A 19,156-nucleotide genomic window follows, 5' to 3' on the forward strand; every position below is an offset into this window, starting at 1 on the left:
TTCCTGATCGCGACCCTACGAACCACGCACCCGCCTTGTCCGCAGCCACTCGCCAACAACTGGACCGCCCGGTGGTCGCTGTCGGCGTTGCCCTCGGGACGAGCATCGCCCCGCTGAACCCGAAAATGCGGGCCGGGCACAATGTGCCCGGCCCGCATCATTTCAAGGACTGGTCAGATCACGGCGACGATCACGCCGAGGATCACGCCGAGAGCGGCGACGGCCAGACCGGCAGCACTTCCAACGACGGGCAGCAACATGGTGTTTCCTCCTGGTTGTGTGTTCAGTGCATTCGCATTACGAATGGTGATTCCAGCTTTGCGCGGAGCATCGAACCGGTCGCTGGCCAGGGGACCGCATTTTCGACAATCGAACATCGGATGCCGGTCTGCACGCCGGACCTACTCGGTGAACGAATGTGCTCGAAAAGCAACATCTTCGTCACGAGATCGACGGAAGGCGCTTCATCAGCAGATCGCGGGACATCCAGAAGCCGCAGCTCCACTCAAATCCAGTCAGCGCGCTATGGCCTGGTGCGTTTATCCGCAGAGAACTCGAGTGGCCGGAAGTTTTATCGGCAACCGACCGGATGGGTCTCGGACTAGATAACCGCGATGATGATGCCGACGATCGCGCAGGCCGCAGCGACGGCAAGACCCAGAGCACTACCAACGACTGGCAGAAGCACAGTTCCTCCTGTGATGTTCACGTTGTGTGTTGATCTAGCGATCGAGATCATGCCAACCATCCGGTTCGTCAACGGTGAAGCTCACCGGCGTGTCGACGAATTTATTGGCTACGTTTTCGACCTTTTGGCGATATTCCATTCCTGGACAATTGACCGCTCGATCCGAGTTGGACAATTGACTAGAGGAATATCGCAAGATCAGCTCAGTATTTGCCGCACGTCTCGGCCACGCGCCGCATGACCTCACCCAGGTCACCCTTGTCGGGACCGGATTGGGGATTGGCGGCCTCCGGTGCAGGGGAACCGGTCGGCGCCTTCGCACCACCGGGCGTGGCCGGACCAGCACCATGCTGCTCGTCCTGGGTCTTTCGCTGCGAGTACAGCTGCCCGAGCAGCTTCACCCGCTCCTCTGCGCCCACACTGAAGGCCCACTTCAGAATCGTCTTCTGCACCGGATTCGCGTCCAGTCGCGCGGCCGCCGCCGGCGCCACCTGATGCATGGCGGCATCGATCTGCGCGAACGAACATTTCGAGGAAAGCAGTGGATTGATGTCGTCGAGCAGATCCGCCGTGGCGACGCCCGACCCGAGTAGTGGGCCGCCCAATACGAATCCACCGACGGCGATGGTGGCGACGACAGTGCGAGATATATGCAGCCTCATGAGTTCACCCTTCGATGTCATGTCGATGCCCGGACAGGTCGCTACGAGAACGCGACATACCCGGGGCGTTGATAGATCAGGTTGGGCGCACGAAAAGCGTGCCGGGATGTGCTACTGCTCCTGCAAACCCATTCCGTGTGCCAACACGGGCCAGGAGCGCTTGAACTCGTCCTGCCAGTAACCCCAGGAGTGAGTACCCGCTTGGAAATCATAGGTGGCGGGGATGGCCAGCTCGTTGAGCCTGGCCTGCAGATTGTGGGCGCAATAATTGGTCGCGGCTTCGATCAGCCCGCCCACCAGGATCTGATTCGCGATCCCCCCGGGGGCGGGCTTTTCCTGCTCACCCTGCGGGGTTTCGTATTTCCCGGGCAGGCCGTTACCGGAGGAGATATAGATGTCGACTCCACGCAATCGATCGGCGTGCAGGTAGGGGTCATTGTCGCGCCATTCGGCCGAATCGGTCGGGCCCCACATGTTGTCCGCATTGCCGCCACCCCAGGCGACGGCAAGTTTCACGAACCGTGACCCGACCGGATCACTGGTCTCGACGCAGCCACTGTAGGCGGCAACCGCTTTGAACAGACCGGGTGCGGCGATCGGGAGGGACAGCACGGTCGTAGCGGAGGTGGAAACCCCCGCGATCGCGTTGACCCCGTTGGTGTTCAAGGCCGCATCGATCAGCGGGGGGAGTTCGGTGGTGAGATAGGTTTTCCATTTGTTGCGGCCCAGGGTCGGATCATCCTTGATCCAGTCGGTGTAATAGCTGAACTTGCCGCCGATCGGCATCACGAGGTTGACGTCCTTGTCGGCCATGAACTCACGAGCATCGCTCTGCGCCTGCCAGGACGCGCCGTCCAGACCGCCGCCCGCCCCGCTGAGCAGATACATGCTCGGTCGCGGCGCCGAAGTATCGGCCGGGCGCTGAACCTCCACCGGAAAGGTCTTGTCCATCGCCGCGGAGTACACCTGCAACCGAATATTGCGGGCATCGATGGTTTCGACATCGGTGATTCGCGAGCCGTCCGGTGCGACGGCTCGCATTCCTGATCCATTCGGTTCCGCGGCCGGCTCAGCGGCGGCGACGGGTACCGCGAACATGATCAACACTGGGACCAGCAGTCCGACGCGACGTGATTTGCCCGCCACGTTTATTCTCCATTTCATAAACCAAGCCTTATATCAACGGAAATACGTCCAGTCACGCATCGACACGGACCAGCTGCCAGGCCGATGGAGCGGCTTTCGCCCGCCCACATCCGAGCGGCCTGGGTATTTGCCCCCTTTGCCCTGTTCTTTATGCCGGGCATTCCACTGCGATATCGCGACCTCATCCCTTTTATCGCGGTAGCGCCAGCGCTGCGCGCAAGGACACGCGACTGCCGGTGAGCAGGACAGCCCTGCCGTAGATGCGCCCGGCGATCCGGGCGATCACCCCGAGGGCGGCTACGGTCAGCACGAGCGCGAGCGCGACCTGCCACCCGGGAACCGAATAGGGCGCACGCATCGGCATGAGTACCGGCGAGAAGAACGGAATCATCGACAGCACCGTGACGGCGGTCCCGTTCGGATTCGCCGGCACCATCGTCTGACCCGCAAGGTAGGCGGCGATGATCACGACGCTGACCGGCGTCGCGACGGCGGCCAGATCCTCCTGCCGGGAGACCAGCGACGCGGCGGCAGCGATGACCAGGGCATACAGGAAGTAGCCGAGCAGATACCAGAGCACCGCCCACGCCGCGACCTCCACCACCACGCCTGCCGGCATCCGCAGCACGCCGGTCGCGAGCGCGGTCACCGCTCCGGCCGTGGTCATCGCGGTGACCTGCGCGATCGTGACGACCCCGACCCCGATCACCTTGCCCGCCAGTAGTTCCCACGGTCGAATGGTCGAAAGCAGCAGCTCCACTATGCGGTTGGCCTTCTCCTCCACCACGCCCTGACCGGTCAACTGGATGCTGATCAGCAGCATGATGTAGGTGAGCACACCGACCACCGACGCGATCGCGATACGCGCGCCCCGATTTTCCTGCGGGGCCTGCAATGGCTGCACCGTCACCGAAGCCGCCGCGATCGCGCGGTCGACGGTCATCGGGTCACCCCCGGAGTCGGTAATGGCCTGACTCACCGCGGTCTGCCCCGACAGTTGCTCGAATATGGTTCGAAGTGTGTGCGGTAGTTCAGATTTCACGATGACGTGAACCTGTCCCGCGGAGACCTCGACGAGCAGGGCGGACAGGTCACCCCCGCGCACCTGCTGCTCGCCGGCCTCCCGATCGATCGTCTCGAGGCGGATCGGCTGGCCCGTCGCACGCCCGGCGCGCTCGAGCAACTGCACGAACGGGGCGGCCTCGGGCGTTACTCCGACCGACGGCGTCGACTCCGCGGCACCACGGCCGATCAGATGAAAAGCCAGCACGGTACCGACGACGGCCGATACCAGAACGGCCGTGATCGCGAGGAATGCCTTCGACCGCAGTCGGCTGCGGATCTCACGCGTGGCGACGAGGCTCACCGCGCGGACCGGCGACATGGGCGCGGTGCTCATGCGGTCCGGGCCAGGTCGTCGGCGAGCGCGTCGCGGAACACGTCGGACAGGGTGGGCAGCTCTCGACTGAATTCCCGCACCGTGCCGGCGGCCACGGCCTGGGCGAGTACTTGCTGATCGTCGGCGTGCTTGTCCAGTCGCAGCACCCAGCGTGTGCCCTTGCGGCTGTCGACGGCGACCCCCGGCAGCCGGCTGGCCCAATCCTCGCTCACGCCTTCGGTGTCGATGGTGATGCGTGTCGGTCCGCCGCGACGCAGTTCCTGCACGGTGCCGACCGCTACCACGGTGCCGTTGCGGATGATGCCGACGCGATCACAGAGCCGCTCGACCAGATCGAGTTGATGGGAGGAGAACAGCACCGGACTACCCATGGCATCGGCGCGTTCGCGCAGGACCGATCCCATAGTTTCGATGGCAATGGGATCGAGGCCGGAAAACGGTTCGTCCAGCACCAGCATTTCCGGATCGTGGACCAGCGCGGTGGCCAATTGCACGCGTTGCTGATTGCCCAGGCTCAGCTTCAGCACCTCGTCCGCGGCGCGGTGGTCGATATCGAGTCGATACATCCACATGCGTGCCGCGTCCGCGGCCGCGGTGGCCGACATGCCGTGCAGCTCGGCAAAATATCGCAGTTGCGCGCCTACCGCCATCCTCGGATATAGTCCGCGCTCCTCGGGCATGTAGCCGATACGGCGGCGCATTTGCAGGTCGAGCGGGCGTCCGTTCCAATGGATTTCACCGGCATCGGCGGCTATCACGCCCATCACGATGCGCATCGTGGTCGTCTTTCCGGCCCCATTGGCACCGACGAAACCGAACAACTCACCACCGCGTACATCGAAGGTCATATCCGATAATGCGGCGACGTCCCCGTATTGCTTACTCAATCCCTTGATCTCCAGCACGAACAGTCTCCTCCTCGTTCTCCTGGTCGACGGGTGATCGTTGCATGTCTCGCGCCCGAGATCCCCTCGAAACGCCGTATCCGCGGCCGAACCGGACACGCGCAAAAACGAAATAGTCCTATTTGCAATAGGCGTGCCATAGCATTCGGCGCGGGTCCATCACACAATCGCGGTTCGTGAGGAGGCGCTCCATGGCGTTAGGTACCGTCACACGCCGGGTGGCGTTGGGCTGTTGTGTCGCAGTGCTTTTCACCGGTCCGACCACACACCCGGCCTTCGCCCGCGAACCCGCCGCCGGTGAGTTACCCGCCGAACTCGCCGACGCCGTGCACCGCGATCTGCATATCGACGCGCACGAGTATTTGACGCGAACCGCCACGGCACAACGTCTGGCCGAATTCGCGTCCACGGCGCGAATGATCTACCCCAGCGTATTCGCCGGGGTCCATATGGACGGCGCTCGCCCGATCGTCTCGCTGGCCACCGGCGTCAGTGCCGATGCCGCGCGGACAGCGGCCGGGAAAGCCGGATTCGACGTGCAAGCCGTCACCCTCAGCGAGGCAGCGCTACGCCGGCGCGGAACGGCTTTCGAACACTGGCTGACCACTCAGCCGCGGTCCACCCTCGAGGCAGTCGTGGGCTGGGGGATGGATGTGGAGCGCAACAACTTCACCGTGCGCCTGACCAAGGACGTGCCGCTACCGAAGGCCGACGGGCCGATCCAACCGGTCTCGATGGTGATGCCCGAAGCCTTGCCCGACAGCAAGGGCCCCAGTGTGCGCGCGATCGGCGTCGCCGGCCCGATCCCCGATTACCTGGGCGGACAGCCATACGCCATCGAGCTCGAGGGCGCGACGCACCACTGCTCGTTCGGGTTCAACGCCACTACCGCCGACGGCCACTCGATGAACATCACGGCCGGTCACTGCGACCCCGACAACCTCACCAGCGCGGACAAGAAATCACCGCAGCCGCCACCGATCTTCGATTCCACCGACACCGGCCACGGCCCGCAGATCGGCCATTTCGAAGCCTCCGATTTCGCCCCGCACGATTACGGACTGCTGCGTATCGAGGACAGGGTCGCGGCGAGTTTCCACAACAATCTCATCTCCGCCAATCGGATCGCCCCGGCCCCGGACAGCCGCAACAGCAGCGATGATCCTTCGACAGGCAGCAGCGGAAGCCCTCGCGATCACGCCGGTAGCCCCGACCCGCAGGTGGTGGCGATCGACGGAACCGCCGACCCCATTGTCGGAGCGGGGATCTGCAAATCGGGCTTCAAATCCGGGTACACCTGTGGCACCGTGCTGGCGGTGAATCAGAAGGCGAATCTGCGTGATGTGCCCGGTCACGGTAAAGAGGTCGTGCAGATCGAAGGCATGTTCTTCGCGGCCGTGTGCGCCCAGCGCGGCGACAGCGGTGGCCCGATCATCGCCGGCACGAAGGCCGTCGGCATCAACAGTGCCATCGTCACCATCAACACGCCGCTCGATAACGGCTGCGGGCATCTGCCCCTGCTGATCGGTCAACCGATAAACCCCGTGCTGCACGATCATCCGGGCCTGACAGTACGCACCACCTCCGGCCGCTGAGAGCCGCCGGAATCGACTCGGGCCGGTACGCCGTCACTCACGCGAGGGTGTCGAGGCGGGTCAGGGCGGCGGGTCTCGGGAGGGTGGCGCCGAGGTTGTAGGCGTTCGTATAGGCGTCGGGGCCCAGGGTGGTGGTCAGGGTGGTTATGAGGGCGGTCAGTCCGGGGTCGCCCTGGTCGGGTGTCCCCCGGATGGCTTCGGCCAGGCCGAGGGCGGTGGCTGCGTCGGTGGGGTTTTGTTCCAGGAGAAGGAGTTCGGCCAATTGTTCGGCGGCTTGTGCGGTGGCTTGGGCTATGGTCGCGGCGTCGCCTGAGGCGGTGGCGGCTGCCAGGACTCGAGGGAAGAGTTCGCGGGCCTCGGTCGCGTCGCCTGCCGTGAGGCGGTTTGCCATGCGGGACACTGCGATTCGGCCGGAGATCATCATCGGAGGGAAGAGGGTGTGGCGGGTTCGGTGGTCGATTCGATCGAGGGTGCGGTCGGCCCCAGCGATATCGCCTGTGCGGCGGTCCAGTTCGGCTCGGGCGAATTGGATGGTGGTGGCCAGGCGGGTGAAACCCAGGTCGGCGGCCAGTCGGTCGGCGGCTTCTATGTCGAGGGCTGCGCCCTGTAGGTCGCCGGCCCGCATGCGTTCCGTGGCGAGTTCGGTTCGGCTGGAGAGAATATCGTCTTCCATGCCCAGTTCGGACGCTACGGTGACGGCTCGGGCGAAGGCGGCGATGGCCCGGTCGTGTTCGCCGCGCAGGGAGTGGTCGCGGCCCACCGAGAGCAGGGCCAGGTCGAGGCCCCAGCGGTCGCCGACGATCTCGAAGCCGCGTAGCGCCTCCCGGCGGGCTTCGGCGCCCTCCGGCTGGCGGCCCAGGCCGGTGAGGGCCAGGTCGCGGGCCAGGTGGGCGCTGGCCCGGACCCAGGGGTCGGGCCAGGTGAGGGCCTGGGCGAGGCGTTGTTCGGCCAGGTCGGTGTCGCCGGTGCGGGCCGCCAGCAGGGCGGTCCAGAGTGGTAGTGCCGGATGGAATTCCAGGCCGCCGGTGCGGACGCATTCCTCGATGAGGGCGGTCAGGTTGCCGGAGGTGGCGGTGGGGGCTCCGGTCATCAGCTGGATAACGCCGAAGGCGGCGCGGGCGTCGGCGGGGAGGGCGTCGGCGAAGCGGAGTACGTCGGTCAGGGCCGTCTCGAATTGGGCGGTCATGCCGCGAATCCCCCAGTACCAGAACAGGGATCGGACCAGGAGTGCGGCGGTCGCGGTGTCCCCGGCGGCCGCGGCGGCGCGCAGGGCGGCGGCCATATTCGGGTGCTCGGCGTCGAAGAGGGCCACGACGTCCAGTTGCTCGCCGGTGCGCAGGTACCGTTCGTGCTCTTCGGCGAGGGACAGGTAGTACGGCGTGAACTGTTCCCGCACCGAGTCATCGGCGGCGGTGAGCCGGTCGGCGGCATAGGCGCGGATGGTTTCCAGCATTCGATAGCGCGGCTGATCGTCGGCGGACACCACCACGATCGACTTCTCCACCAGTGTGCCGAGGACATACGGCACATCGGCGGCGGGCAGTGAGTCGTCGGCGCAGATCGCCTCGACGGCTTCCTCCGTCGCACCGGCGGGGAAGATGGAAAGCCTGCGCGCCAGGATCTTTTCGGGTTCATCGAGCAGATCCCAGCTCCACTCGACCAGGGCGAGCAGCGTGCGCTGCCGCGGTAGGGCGGTGCGGCTACCCGAGGTGAGCAGCCGGAATCGGTCGTCCAGACGGCGGGCGATCTGATCCACGTTCATGGATCGCAGTTTCGCGGCGGCGAGTTCCAAAGCCAGTGGGATGCCGTCGAGTTGGCGGCAGATCTCCACCACCGGGCCCGCGGTGCGGTCGTCGAGAACGAATCCGGGACGGACGGCGGCCGCCCGGTCCGCGAAGAGCCGCACCGCCGAAGAGGCTTGCGCCACTGCGGGATCCGCGGTTTCGGCGGGCACGTCGAGCGGTCCGAGATGCCACAGCGATTCACCGGTGATGGCCAGTGGCTCGCGGCTGGTGGCGAGGATGCGCAGCCGCGGCAGTCTGGCGAGCAGTTGTTCGGCCAGTTCGGCGGCGGCCGCGATGAGGTGCTCGCAGTTGTCCAGAACCAGTACGACCGCACCGGCATCCAGCAGTTCGGCCAGGCGGGCCGTCTTGTCGGGGCGGGGTTCGCCGGGGGTTTGTTCCAGGGCGCCGGCTATGGCGTCGGCCAGCTGGTCGGGCGCGCCCACCTCGGCGAGCGGCACGAAGAATACGGGCCCGCCGGTGTAGCGGTCCATGGCTTCCAGCGACAGTCGCGTCTTGCCCGCTCCGCCCGGCCCGACAATGGTGACCAGTCGCGAATCCTGCAGCAGCCGAGCCAATCCCGCCAGCTCGGCATCGCGCCCGATGAAGCTGGTCAGCCGTGCGGGCAGCCTGTTCGCGAGGGTTTCCCGGCGCGCCACCGGGGTTTCCAGTTCACCGCGCAGCAGGGCCAGGTGGGTGTCGCGGAGTTCGGCGGAGGGGTCGATGCCGAGTTCCTCGTCGAGGCGGGCGCGCATCTCCTCGTAGACGGTGAGCGCCTCCGATTGCCGGCCGGCGGCCGCGAGCGCGCGCATGCGCAGGGCGGCGAGTCGTTCGCTGAGCGGATGGGTGGTTCCGGCGACCTCGAGATCGGCGAGAATATCGGCGTAGCGACCGGATCGGAGTTCGGCCTCGAAACGATCCTCGGTGGCGCCCGCCCGCAGGTCGTCCAGCCGGGTGGCGGCCGCGCCGGCGAAGGGTGCGTCCAGCACATCGCCGAGCGCTTCCCCGCGCCACAGCGCGAGCGCCTCGCCGAGTACCGCGGCGGCGGATTCCGCTCGGCCCGCGGCCAGTTCCCGCCGCCCCTGTTTGGTGAGTTCTTCGAAGCGGTCGGCGTCCACGCCGATATCCGGCAGCCGGTACCCGCCGGCCCCGAACTCGACCGTGCCGACCCCGCTCAATGCCTTGCGCAGCCGCGATACCAGCGCCTGCAGCGCGCCGGCCGCCTCGGCGGGTGGTTCCTCGCCCCACAATCCATCGATGAGCGCCGTCACCGGCACCGCTCCCCCGCTCGCCAGCGCCAATCGCGCCAGCAGCATTCGTACGCGGACGCCGCCGATCTCGACCGCTGTCCCGTCCGCGGCGAGCACCCGGACCGGACCCAACACACCAACCTGCACCCGCCGAGTCTCCCAGAGCGGCGCTACGGGACCGGCTACCGGTGGCGATTACCTGAGAAGTAATGGCCCGGCGGCCGGATTTGCGGCACAGTCGATCTCATGACCGACACCGATATCGCCCCGGATCCGCTGGGCACGCAGCTCTTCAGCACCATGCCGTTCACCGAGCGGCTGGGCGTGGAGGTTCTCGAGTGCGGCCCGGAGCTGGTGCGCAGCCGGCTGGCCTGGGATGAATCCCGGTGCACGCTGGGCACTGCCATGCACGGTGGCGCGCTGATGTCGCTGGCCGATGCGACGGCGGCGGTGTGCGCCTTCCTGAACCTGCCCGAGGGCAAGCAGGGCACCACGACGGTGGAGTCCAAGACCAATTTCCTGCGCGCGGTGCGGTCGGGTCATGCCACGGCGACGGCCAAGCCCTTGCACGCCGGGCGCAGCTTCATCGTGGTGGAGACCGAAATCCGTGATGACGCAGGCAAACTCGTGGCCAAGGTGACGCAGACGCAAGCCGTGCTCTGAGCCGCATGCGGGGTTTCGCTCCTTTTCGCGAGCGAAGAACCAAGATTGCGAATTGATAGCAATGGGACATTTCCGTCGGCCTGCATAGTTAGGCTCGACCCATGCCTCGCGTTCCAGCCGGAAATCGTGCGCTGACCTGGTTCCTGTACCGCTACCAGGGCATTCGTCCGCCGCGTCGGAGCTCGGCCGAGCGGCTGCGGGATCTCGCCGTGCGGCCGTTGCTCTATGCGCGGGTGGCGCAGCTGTCGCTGCGCTACCTGCTGCACAACAGGGCCCGCCTCTCGGAGGGCGGGAATCACTGGGCGCCGCGCAACTGACGCTCACCCCGGTCGTGATACCGCCTCCACGCAAACACTCGAACAAATGTTCTACTCGAGGTATCGTTCCGGGACATGCCGGAACTCTCACGCCGCGACTGGGCCACCATGAACCTCGATCAGGCCCGCAGCCAACTACTCAATGCGGCCGCCTTCGGGAAGATGCTCACCCCTGAGCAGTTGGAGATCGCCGCCGGGAAGATCAGTGAGGGCCTACGGATCTTCCGCGAGGAGACCGAACATCTCGCCTAGTTCACAGCCGACTGCCAGAGATCACCGCAACCTGAAAAACCGCTCCTACAGAGCCGATTTCCTATAGACGCAAATGCATGGCAAGCGCATTATTGTCTTACGTCCGAAGCCGTTCGTCGGGGGAACGTCAAGGAAAACCCGAACGGATGGAAAGAGAACATGTTTACCAGGAAGTTGGTGGCGACAGCGGTATTCGCCATAGCGGCCACGGGAGTCACCCTGGCCACGGCAAACGGCGAAGCGACGTTGGCCGACATAAATTTCGGAGGAATGGCCGGCCCGGTCGGCTACACCACCACGCTGGCGGCCGACCATTCGCGCGCCGACGTCAGCTTGAACAATGGCACCTTCGCCCTCACCCCCGGCGGCGTTCAGGTGCTCTCCAATGACGGCGCGGTCGTCGGCACGATACCCACGACCCTGGTCGCGGACACCGGCCAAACCTTCGCCGTCACACCGGCACTCGCCGATCCCACGGATCTGACCCTCACCCCGGTGGGTGGCCCCACTCCGGCGGCGGCCAGTGTCCAGAACCTGCCGTTCATCCATCAGGCCGACGGGGACGGCGGCGCGATAATCGCCGGCGCCGTGGTCGGCTGCCTCATCGGCATCGTGATCGGCATCTGGTTCTTCCTCGTCGGCGCGATCGTCGGCTGCGCGATCGGTGCGGCGATCGGAGGATTCATCGGCGCGGTGTCATAACAGGGCTCCGGGTGTCACGGCCCGGCACCGAATCCGGTCGCCCGCCTCCTGGCGGCCGGGTTCGCCGGGCGCGGTGGGCCGGTTGGCCGGCGACGAGGGCGACTCGCGTTCCAGGGCGGCGTAGGCGCGGATCGTTTCGGCCATGCGGTAGCGGGTGCCGTCGAACTCCACCAGGGACTTCGTGACCAGGGACATCAAGGTGTCGACGAGGCCGGCGGCGGTGGCGGCGCGCACGGGACCCGAGGCGTCGGTGGGGTGGTCGGCGCAGCTCGCGAGCACCATATCGAGGGTCGCGCCCGTGCCGAAAACCGATATGCGGCGGGCCAATTCGGCCTCACGCTCGGTGAGCAGCGCCCAGCTCCAGGCCACCGCGGCGTGCAGGCTGCGGTGCCGCGCGGAGATCCGGCGGGAGTTGCTGGTCAGCAGGGCGAATCGATCATCGAGTCGTTCGATCACCGCGCGTAGCGACAGCACCTGCAAGCGGGCGGCGGCCAGTTCGATCGCCAGCGGCATACCGTCCAGGCCACGCACGAGGGTGGAAACGTCGGCGCAATTGTCCTGAGTCAGGGTGAAATCCGGCCGCACGGTGGTCGCGCGGTCGATGAACAGCCGTACGGCGGAACAGTTACCGGCCGCCTCGATCGTGCCACCGGAGTCCGGCAGGTCGAGTGTGCGCAGCGGATACCTGCGCTCCCCCTCGATCCCCAGTGCTTCCCGGCTGGTCGCGAGGATCGTCAGCGCCGGAAGTCGTTGCAGCAGTTGGTCTGCCAGCTCCGCGACGGCCAGCACCACATGCTCACAATTGTCCAGGATCAACAGCATCCGCCGTCCCCGCAGCGCGCGGGCCAGCACCTCGATCCAGTCCCCGCCATCGGCGTCGACTCGCTCCACCCGCCCGAGCGCCGATAGCACGGCAGCGCCCACCGCTGCCCGAGCGGATACCCCGGCCTGCTCCGGGCCGACCCCAGCCAACTCGACGAAGACATAACCATCCGGCCAGTCAGGACCGCGAGCATGCACGAGTTCCGTTGCCAGACGCGTCTTCCCGACGCCCGCCAGCCCGACCAGCGTCACCATCGGGCTCGCCGCGAGCAGGCGAACCACCTCCGCGAGATCCTCCTCGCGCCCCACGAAGCTGGTGAACCGCCGCGGCAACCGGGCGCGGCCCGAGGGTGCCGCGAGGTGCGAGGCAGGCCCCGGGCTACGCGGATCGGCATCTCTGCCGGGCAAACCGGCAACCCGGCCGTGCGAATCGAAGGCCGGGCGGCGGAGATACCGGTCGTGGGGATTGTTGTGGTGCGGGTGAGGCAGCGCGACCGCCGGGGCGGGGTGGCGGGGCGTGCTCGGCTCGCGGTGAGCCGATTCGGCCGCCGGCGCCGCGAGGTGCTCTACTGCTCTGCGCAATTCAGCAGACGGGGCGACGCCGAGTTCGGTGGCGAGGGTCTGCTCGGTGCGCCGATATACCTGTAGTGCTTCGGCTTTGCGGCCTACGGTTGCGAGGACGGTGATCAGGCGGGCGGCGAGGGGTTCACGGAACGGGTTGGCCGCGGCCTCGACGGTCAGTTCGCGGACGATTTCGGCGGCGCGGCCGAGGGCGAGGTAGGCGTCGGCGCGTAGTTCGATGGCGTCCAGGCGTTGCCCGGCGACGGTGTCGGCGACGATCTGCAAGTGGGCGATATCGCCTATGTCGGCGAAAGCCGTTCCACGCCAGAGGTGTAGCGCCTCGTCGAGGGCGGCGGCCGCCGCTTCGGGGCGGCCCGCGGTGAGGGCGCGGCGGCCGGTTTCGAGGGAGTGCGCGAAGCGGTGGAGGTCGACGGCGTCCGGCTCGATCGTGAGCAGGTAGCCGCGCTGCACGTATCTGACGGTGTGCTCGGGTGTGATCGCGCGCAGCCGGCGGACCAGCGTTTGCAGTGCGTTCTCCGCGGCGGCGGGTGGTTCTTGATCCCAGATGCGGTCGATCAGCCGTGGCACCGGTACGGCCCGGCCGGCGTCGAGCGCCAGCAGGGCCAGCAGGGCGCGGACCCGAGGTCCGCCCACCTGGGTGGTGTTCTCCGTCACTGACAGTGTCGTCGGCCCCAACAGTCCTACCCGCATGAACTACTCACCTGGCCATCGATCCTGTGCATTCTTCAGAACAAAACCGTGCCGGGGTGCGGGCTTCAAGGGTTGCGGCACGTTGCATATCGATGTGCGCGCGCCGCTACCCCGAAATATGCTGATCGGTACGGTTTTGTGGATACAGGATGGATACCGTGGGTGATTTCAGCGCAATCCGGCCCGGCACGGATCTTCCGCGGTACGCCCGTGACCTGATCCGCATGCACGACGCCGTCCTCGGCGGCAGCAAATCCCCGCTGCGCCCGCGCCCGCTCATCGCCCGCTCCTGGTCCCGCGTGCGGGAGGCCGGCCTCACCGCCGACCAGACCAACAATCGAACCCTGTTGCCCGCGGACGAGATCGAACGCCGGCGCCAATCGCCGCTGGCCGATGTGCTCGGCGAGATCATCCAGGTGCTGCACGCCGTCGCCGACGATTCACAGCTCATCGTTGTCATCACCGACGTCGACGGGGTCGTGCTGTGGCGGGCCGGGTCGGCCCGCATCCGCTGCCAGGCCGACAGTGTCGGCTTCCGGGAGGGCGCGGTCTGGACCGAATCCACCGTGGGCACCAATGGCATCGGCACGGCGCTCGCCGAAGCCGCACCGGTGCAACTGTTCTCGGGCGAGCATTACGAGCAGTCACAGCACGGCTGGTACTGCACCGCCGCCCCGATCCACGATCCGCGCACCGGCGACCTGCTCGGCGTCGTCGATCTCAGCGGTCCGGCGCTGACCCTGCATCCGGCGATCACCGCGCTCGTCACCACGGTGGCGCGGCTGGCGGAGGTGAAACTGCAGGGACTGCACCAGAATTCGCTCGAACGACTGCGCACCAGCGCCGGACCGACACTCGCCTCCTTGTCCGGGCCCGCGCTGCTCGTGGACCAGCACGGCTGGGTCGCGCACGCCGCGGGCCTGGCGCCGGCCCGCCGCATCGCGGCCCCGCGCGACGAACGCGCGCTGCACGTCCCCGGTCTCGGCCTGTGCATACCGGAACGACTCGGCGCCGGCTGGCTGCTCCGGCCGCGACCCGAAGCCGCGCCCATCCGGCTGGAACTCGACCTGACCGGACCTCCGACGGCGATTGTCACCGGACCCGAATCGAGCTGGCGCAGTGCGCTCTCGGCCCGGCACGCGGAGATCCTGCTGCTCCTGCACCGGCAGGGCCGGACCGGTATGTCGGTCGCGGAGCTCGGGGTCGCCCTGTACGGCGATGCCGAGCACGCGGTCACCGTGCGGGCGGAGGTGTCGCGGCTGCGGCGGGTCCTCGGGTCGATCATCGAGAACCGCCCGTACCGCATCAACGACACCGTGGAACTCACCGTCAACCTCGGTGACGGCGGCTACGGCGAGTGCCGATTCATCCGGAATGCCGTCGCTCCGGCCGTCCGCGCACTGATCCACGACAAGCCCTGAGCGGCATACGGACAGCGCCATGCGGGACCTTTCCTCGAAGGGCGGCGTGCTCCCGACAGGTTCGCGGGCCGCACTGGCACGGCGCTGTCAGCCGCTGCCAGCCGGCGGCGGGACCGGGGCGCCGGCCGCCAGCAGGCGTTGCGCCAGTGCGCGGGAACGCTGCCCGAGCTCCGGCGGGTCGAGCACTTCGAACTCGTGGCCCAGCAGCAGGATGTGCAGGAGTACGCCGTCGAGGTTGCGGGCGCCGCTGAGCACCTCGCAGGCCGCGTCCCCGCATTCCCGGACGGCGGCCGCGGACGGCGAAAGTTGTTCGCGCACAATGTCCGCCGGTGCGTGCACGAGAAATCGGGCCTGATGCGGGTAGACGCGGCTCGCCACGCCCTCCTGGACATACCGCGCCGCATCGGGCGCCACCCGCGGGTGAAATCGCCAGGTGCGCGCCGAAACCTCGCTCATCCGGTCGACGCGGAAGCTGCGCCAGTCGTCGCGATCGAGGTCGTAGGCGAGCAGATACCAGCGGCGATCGGAGGCTACGAGGCGGTAGGGCTCGACGCGGCGGCGGCGCAGCTCACCGTTGGACGGGTAGTCGAAACCGGCCTCCACCTCGTCGCGGCATGCTCTCGCCAGCGCCAGCAGGGTTTCCGGATCGACGGGTATGCGGGCTCCGGCGAAGGACTCCACCGAACCGGCGAGCGCGCGCACCTCGTGCCGTAGCCGGGTGGGCAGTACCCGGTCGAGTTTGGCCAGCGCCCGTAGCGCGGCGTCACCGGCGCCGGCCGCACCGGCGAGCAGCGATACCGCGGTGGCGATGGCTTCCTCGTCGTCGAGCAGCAGCGGCGGCAGTTCCTGTCCGGCGCCCAATTGGTATCCGCCGCCGACGCCCTGGCAGGCGCGTACCGGATAACCGAGCGCGCGCAGCCGCTCGATATCGCGCCGCACCGTGCGCGGGGTGACGCCGAGCCGCTCGGCCAGCTCGGGTCCGGTCCAGACCTGGCGTTGCTGCAACAGCCCGAGCAGGGTGAGCACCCGCTCGGTCGTCCCCCGGTCCGCGCCGTCCGCCATTTCGCCACCCTGCCACAGATAGCGGACCGATCCTGTCCGCTAGGGGTGCCAGGGTAGCGGCATGGATGCAGACGACTTCGACTGGAACCGGATCCTGCGCGAGCAGTGGGAGTTCCATTGGGACCATCAGATCCGGGCCCGGCTACAGGGCCTCAGCGACGACGAATACCTCTGGTCACCGGCGCCGGACGCCTGGAACATCCGGCCACGCGACGCCTCGGCGGTGCCGCCGCAGCCCGGCGCCGGAGCCTTCACCATCGACTACGCCTATCCCACACCGGTTCCCGCGCCGTTCACCACCATCGCCTGGCGGCTCGCGCACGTCATCGTGGGCGTGCTGGCCATGCGCAATGCCACGCACTTCGGCGCGCCCGCCGCGTCCTACGAGTCCTGGGAGTACGCGGGCGATGCGGCCACCGCGCTCGAACAACTCGACACCCAGGTCGACGCCTGGGTGACCGGGGTGCGCGGCCTCAGCGAAACCGCACTCCGCACCCCGGTCGGCCCGAAGGAGCCCTACCCGGACGCTCCCATGGCGACGCTCGTGCTGCACATCCATCGCGAGTTGATCCATCATCTGTCCGAGGTCTCCTTGCTGCGCGACCTCTATCTGCACACCCGACAGGGAGCGACCGTATGACCGCGAAGACGACCCACGTCGACCCCGAAGAGCTCTACCACAACCCCGCCATCACCGTGGTCTCGACCGCGGGCCACGCGCGCCCGGGCGCGCTCGTGGAGATCGATGCGGTGGCGATCATTCCCGAATGACTCATGTTCCCGGTGGATTCGCCCGGCTGTGGTCAGTCGATCCACAAGCGGGTGTCGCGGCTTTCGACCAACGCGCGAACACCCGCGACTGCGGTCTCGGCGGATAGCCGAGGCAGGCGGCGGCCGTCCCTGAGCCGGACGGCCACCTCGCCGTTCGCGATCTCGGCGGGGCCGAGGATGAACTGGTACGGCGCCAGCCGGGTATCCCGCACGCGCGCACCCAGACTCCCGGATTCGGCGTCCATCACCTCCGCGCGCAGACCCGCGCGCAGGCAACGATCACGCAGTTCCGCCACCGCCGGCTCCACCGCACCGGATATCGGCAGGACCGCCACTTGCAGCGGAGCCAGCCAGGCCGGAAAGGCGCCGCCGTGCAGTTCGATCAGGTGCGCGACCGCGCGCTCGACACTGCCGATAATGCTGCGGTGCACCATGACCGGTCGATGCTTATCGCCGTCCGCGCCGACGTAGTGCAGATCGAATTGTTCGGGTTGGTAGAAGTCGACCTGCACGGTGGACAAGGTGAACTCGCGGCCCGCGTGATCGGAGAGTTGGACGTCGATCTTCGGTCCGTAGAACGCGGCCTCGCCCTCGACCGCCTCGTACGCGACTCCGGAACGATCGAGTACCGCACTCAGAATCTTGCTCGCCTGCCGCCACATCTCCGGCGCCACAACATATTTCCCGCCCGGGCCCGGTAGTGAAAGGCGATAGCGAGCAATGCCGATACCCATGGCCGCGTATGCCGCCCCGATCAAAGCCAAGGCGCCGGCGGCCTCCTCGGCGACCTGATCGAGGGTGCAGAAGATATGCGCGTCATTGAGCTGAATGCAGCGCACGCGGGTCAAACCGCCCAGTACCCCGGACAATTCGGAGCGATACATTGCCCCGAGTTCGGCCATGCGCAGTGGGAGTTCGCGATAGCTGTGCGATCGTGCGCGATACATGATCGCGTGGTGCGGGCACAGGCTCGGCCGCAGTACGACCTGTTCACCGCCGATATCCATCGGCGGGTACATGTCCTCGTTGTAATGGGCCCAGTGCCCGGAGATTTCGTACAGTTCCCGTTTGGCGAGCACGGGTGAATACACATGCCGGTAGCCGGCCCGGCGCTCCACCTCGCGAACGTATTCCTCGAGGCTGTGCCGCACGATCGCCCCGTCTGGCAGCCAATACGGCAGCCCGGCGCCGATCAGCGGGGCGGTGTCGAACAAGCCGAGTTCCCGGCCCAGCTTCCGATGGTCGTACATGTGGGACTCCTCCCGATACAGGGCGGATGACCACGCGAGAAAGCCCCGGGCATCCGCCCGGGGCTTCGATCAGAACAAGGTTCAGCGCGCCGGGACGTGATCCGGCGTCGTCGTGGACTGCGCGCGCTGCATGGCGGAACGCTACCCCGGCACATCCCCTTCGGCCAAAGGACTTTTCGCGGCGGGGCCGATCAAGGCTGGAGCACGATCCGGCCGGGGAGGCCACCGGCCGCCTTGGCGCTGAACCCCTTGATCGCGTCCGCGAGCGGGTAGACCTCGCTGACCGGCGGGCGCAGCGTCCCGTCGTCGATGAGGCGCGCGAGCTCGGCGAGCTGATTGCGGTCCGAGACCTGGACGAAGACGATCTTCTCGACATCGTCGCGGCCGGGCGGGAAGTCGAAGGCCGCCTTGATCGTGACCAGCCGGCCGCCCTCGCGGAGCAGGTCGGCCGAGGCCGCGAGCACCTCACCGCCGATGGTGTCGACCACCAGATCCGCTTGCCCGGCAAGATCTTCCAGCCGATCGGTATCCAGCGCCACGTACCGATCCGCGCCCATCTCGGTGGCCAGCGCGCGGGAATGACCGCGCCCGGTACCGATCACTATCGCCCCGGCCCAATGCGCGAGCTGTACGGCCACCGAACCCACCGCGCCGCCCGCGCCGTGAATGACCACCGTCTGGCCCGCCGCCAGTTTGCCGTGGTCGAACAGGGCCTGCCAGGCCGTCAGCCCGGCCCGCGGCACCGCGGCGGCCTGCACGTGATCCAGGGTCCGGGGCTTCAATGCGAGATTCCGTTGCTCGACGGCGACGAACTCGGCGGCCGCGCCGTCCCGCAGCTGGTCGGTGAGCCCGAAAACCTCGTCGCCCACGGCGAACCCGGCCGCCCCGAACCCCAGCCCGACTACCACGCCCGACACCTCGTTACCGGGAATGATCGAAGTCCGCTTATGCCCCGCCCGGCAGGTCCAGACGGGCCAATCCAGCTCATTGTGCGTGATACCGCATCCGGCCACCCGGATCAGTACCTCGCTCAGTCCGGGCTCGGCATCGGGGACGTCTTCATAAACGAGCCCGTCGATGCCTGTCGGTTCGTGGAGGCGAACAGCCTTCATCCCCCGCTCCTTCCGCGCGTGAAATCTCTTCCCCTGGCATTATGCGCGGACGCCCTTCGAGCACTTGGTATTTCGGCAGGAACGAC

The 19,156-nt window shown here is 67.3% G+C and carries 18 protein-coding genes; 9 read left to right on the forward strand and 9 right to left on the reverse strand.

Translation table 11 applies throughout. The annotated features are described in order from the left end of the window. Nucleotides 1-35: 35 nt before the first annotated feature. Nucleotides 36-605 (forward strand): hypothetical protein, encoded by a 570-nt coding sequence (locus ACIP5Y_RS10115; RefSeq protein WP_400349415.1) that lies wholly within the window; start codon nucleotides 36-38, stop codon nucleotides 603-605. Nucleotides 606-891: 286 nt separating this feature from the next. Here ACIP5Y_RS10115 and ACIP5Y_RS10120 read toward each other — a convergent pair whose 3' ends face one another. The 4 genes from ACIP5Y_RS10120 to ACIP5Y_RS10135 form a co-directional block, all read right to left on the reverse strand. Then, nucleotides 892-1,350, reverse strand: coding sequence for a hemophore-related protein (locus tag ACIP5Y_RS10120; protein ID WP_400349416.1), 459 nt, complete (start codon nucleotides 1,348-1,350; stop codon nucleotides 892-894). Nucleotides 1,351-1,461: 111 nt separating this feature from the next. Then, on the reverse strand, nucleotides 1,462-2,391 hold the full coding sequence (locus ACIP5Y_RS10125; protein WP_400349417.1) for an alpha/beta hydrolase: 930 nt from the start codon (nucleotides 2,389-2,391) through the stop codon (nucleotides 1,462-1,464). 295 nt (nucleotides 2,392-2,686) lie between these two features. Next, nucleotides 2,687-3,895 carry an ABC transporter permease gene (locus ACIP5Y_RS10130; RefSeq protein WP_400349418.1) on the reverse strand — a complete coding sequence of 403 codons (1,209 nt, stop codon included), beginning with the start codon at nucleotides 3,893-3,895 and terminating at the stop codon, nucleotides 2,687-2,689. Next, the gene (locus tag ACIP5Y_RS10135) at nucleotides 3,892-4,743 is read right to left on the reverse strand and encodes an ABC transporter ATP-binding protein (protein ID WP_400351224.1); all 852 of its coding nucleotides are present in this window, start codon (nucleotides 4,741-4,743) and stop codon (nucleotides 3,892-3,894) included. The genes ACIP5Y_RS10130 and ACIP5Y_RS10135 overlap by 4 nt, the downstream gene beginning before the upstream one ends. Before the next feature lie 248 nt (nucleotides 4,744-4,991). Between ACIP5Y_RS10135 and ACIP5Y_RS10140 the strand changes: the two genes are divergently transcribed. Continuing rightward, on the forward strand, nucleotides 4,992-6,395 hold the full coding sequence (locus ACIP5Y_RS10140) for a S1 family peptidase (RefSeq protein WP_400349419.1): 1,404 nt from the start codon (nucleotides 4,992-4,994) through the stop codon (nucleotides 6,393-6,395). A gap of 37 nt (nucleotides 6,396-6,432) precedes the next feature. On the opposite strand, the gene ACIP5Y_RS10145 is transcribed toward ACIP5Y_RS10140, so the two are convergent. Then, on the reverse strand, nucleotides 6,433-9,573 hold the full coding sequence (locus tag ACIP5Y_RS10145) for a BTAD domain-containing putative transcriptional regulator (RefSeq protein ID WP_400349420.1): 3,141 nt from the start codon (nucleotides 9,571-9,573) through the stop codon (nucleotides 6,433-6,435). 99 nt (nucleotides 9,574-9,672) lie between these two features. Here ACIP5Y_RS10145 and ACIP5Y_RS10150 point away from each other — a divergent pair, with 99 nt between their 5' ends. The 4 genes from ACIP5Y_RS10150 to ACIP5Y_RS10165 all read left to right on the forward strand — a co-directional run bounded on the left by ACIP5Y_RS10150 (nucleotide 9,673) and on the right by ACIP5Y_RS10165 (nucleotide 11,360). Next, on the forward strand, nucleotides 9,673-10,089 hold the full coding sequence (locus ACIP5Y_RS10150; protein ID WP_400349421.1) for a PaaI family thioesterase: 417 nt from the start codon (nucleotides 9,673-9,675) through the stop codon (nucleotides 10,087-10,089). A 101-nt stretch (nucleotides 10,090-10,190) separates the two neighbouring features. Next, the gene (locus ACIP5Y_RS10155) at nucleotides 10,191-10,406 is read left to right on the forward strand and encodes a hypothetical protein (protein WP_400349422.1); all 216 of its coding nucleotides are present in this window, start codon (nucleotides 10,191-10,193) and stop codon (nucleotides 10,404-10,406) included. Nucleotides 10,407-10,481: 75 nt separating this feature from the next. Then, nucleotides 10,482-10,658 (forward strand): DUF6374 family protein, encoded by a 177-nt coding sequence (locus ACIP5Y_RS10160; RefSeq protein WP_400349423.1) that lies wholly within the window; start codon nucleotides 10,482-10,484, stop codon nucleotides 10,656-10,658. 159 nt (nucleotides 10,659-10,817) lie between these two features. After that, nucleotides 10,818-11,360 (forward strand): hypothetical protein, encoded by a 543-nt coding sequence (locus ACIP5Y_RS10165; RefSeq protein WP_400349424.1) that lies wholly within the window; start codon nucleotides 10,818-10,820, stop codon nucleotides 11,358-11,360. On the opposite strand, the gene ACIP5Y_RS10170 is transcribed toward ACIP5Y_RS10165, so the two are convergent. Then, the gene (locus tag ACIP5Y_RS10170) at nucleotides 11,355-13,418 is read right to left on the reverse strand and encodes an AfsR/SARP family transcriptional regulator (RefSeq protein ID WP_400349425.1); all 2,064 of its coding nucleotides are present in this window, start codon (nucleotides 13,416-13,418) and stop codon (nucleotides 11,355-11,357) included. The two genes, ACIP5Y_RS10165 and ACIP5Y_RS10170, sit on opposite strands and share 6 nt — an antisense overlap. A 194-nt stretch (nucleotides 13,419-13,612) precedes the next feature. Here ACIP5Y_RS10170 and ACIP5Y_RS10175 point away from each other — a divergent pair, with 194 nt between their 5' ends. Continuing rightward, the gene (locus ACIP5Y_RS10175) at nucleotides 13,613-14,875 is read left to right on the forward strand and encodes a GAF domain-containing protein (protein WP_400351225.1); all 1,263 of its coding nucleotides are present in this window, start codon (nucleotides 13,613-13,615) and stop codon (nucleotides 14,873-14,875) included. Between the two features lie 87 nt (nucleotides 14,876-14,962). On the opposite strand, the gene ACIP5Y_RS10180 is transcribed toward ACIP5Y_RS10175, so the two are convergent. Next, entirely contained in the window at nucleotides 14,963-15,937 is a 975-nt protein-coding gene (locus ACIP5Y_RS10180) for a helix-turn-helix transcriptional regulator (protein WP_400349426.1), read from the reverse strand. Between the two features lie 61 nt (nucleotides 15,938-15,998). Here ACIP5Y_RS10180 and ACIP5Y_RS10185 point away from each other — a divergent pair, with 61 nt between their 5' ends. Together ACIP5Y_RS10185 and ACIP5Y_RS10190 are read left to right on the forward strand one after the other, a co-directional pair. Beyond that, nucleotides 15,999-16,577, forward strand: a complete 579-nt coding sequence (locus tag ACIP5Y_RS10185; RefSeq protein WP_400349427.1) for a DinB family protein — start codon at nucleotides 15,999-16,001, stop codon at nucleotides 16,575-16,577. After that, the gene (locus tag ACIP5Y_RS10190; protein ID WP_400349428.1) at nucleotides 16,574-16,708 is read left to right on the forward strand and encodes a hypothetical protein; all 135 of its coding nucleotides are present in this window, start codon (nucleotides 16,574-16,576) and stop codon (nucleotides 16,706-16,708) included. Before ACIP5Y_RS10185 ends, ACIP5Y_RS10190 begins: the two co-directional genes overlap by 4 nt. 32 nt (nucleotides 16,709-16,740) lie before the next feature. On the opposite strand, the gene thrS is transcribed toward ACIP5Y_RS10190, so the two are convergent. Together thrS and ACIP5Y_RS10200 are read right to left on the reverse strand one after the other, a co-directional pair. Further along, nucleotides 16,741-17,979 carry a threonine--tRNA ligase gene (gene thrS, locus ACIP5Y_RS10195; protein WP_400351226.1) on the reverse strand — a complete coding sequence of 413 codons (1,239 nt, stop codon included), beginning with the start codon at nucleotides 17,977-17,979 and terminating at the stop codon, nucleotides 16,741-16,743. A gap of 170 nt (nucleotides 17,980-18,149) precedes the next feature. Next, a complete protein-coding gene (locus ACIP5Y_RS10200; protein ID WP_400349429.1) occupies nucleotides 18,150-19,070 on the reverse strand; it encodes an NADP-dependent oxidoreductase in 921 nt (306 codons plus the stop codon). Nucleotides 19,071-19,156 lie beyond the last annotated feature (86 nt).

The organism is Nocardia sp. NPDC088792, assembly GCF_044750615.1.
Lineage (GTDB): Bacteria > Actinomycetota > Actinomycetes > Mycobacteriales > Mycobacteriaceae > Nocardia.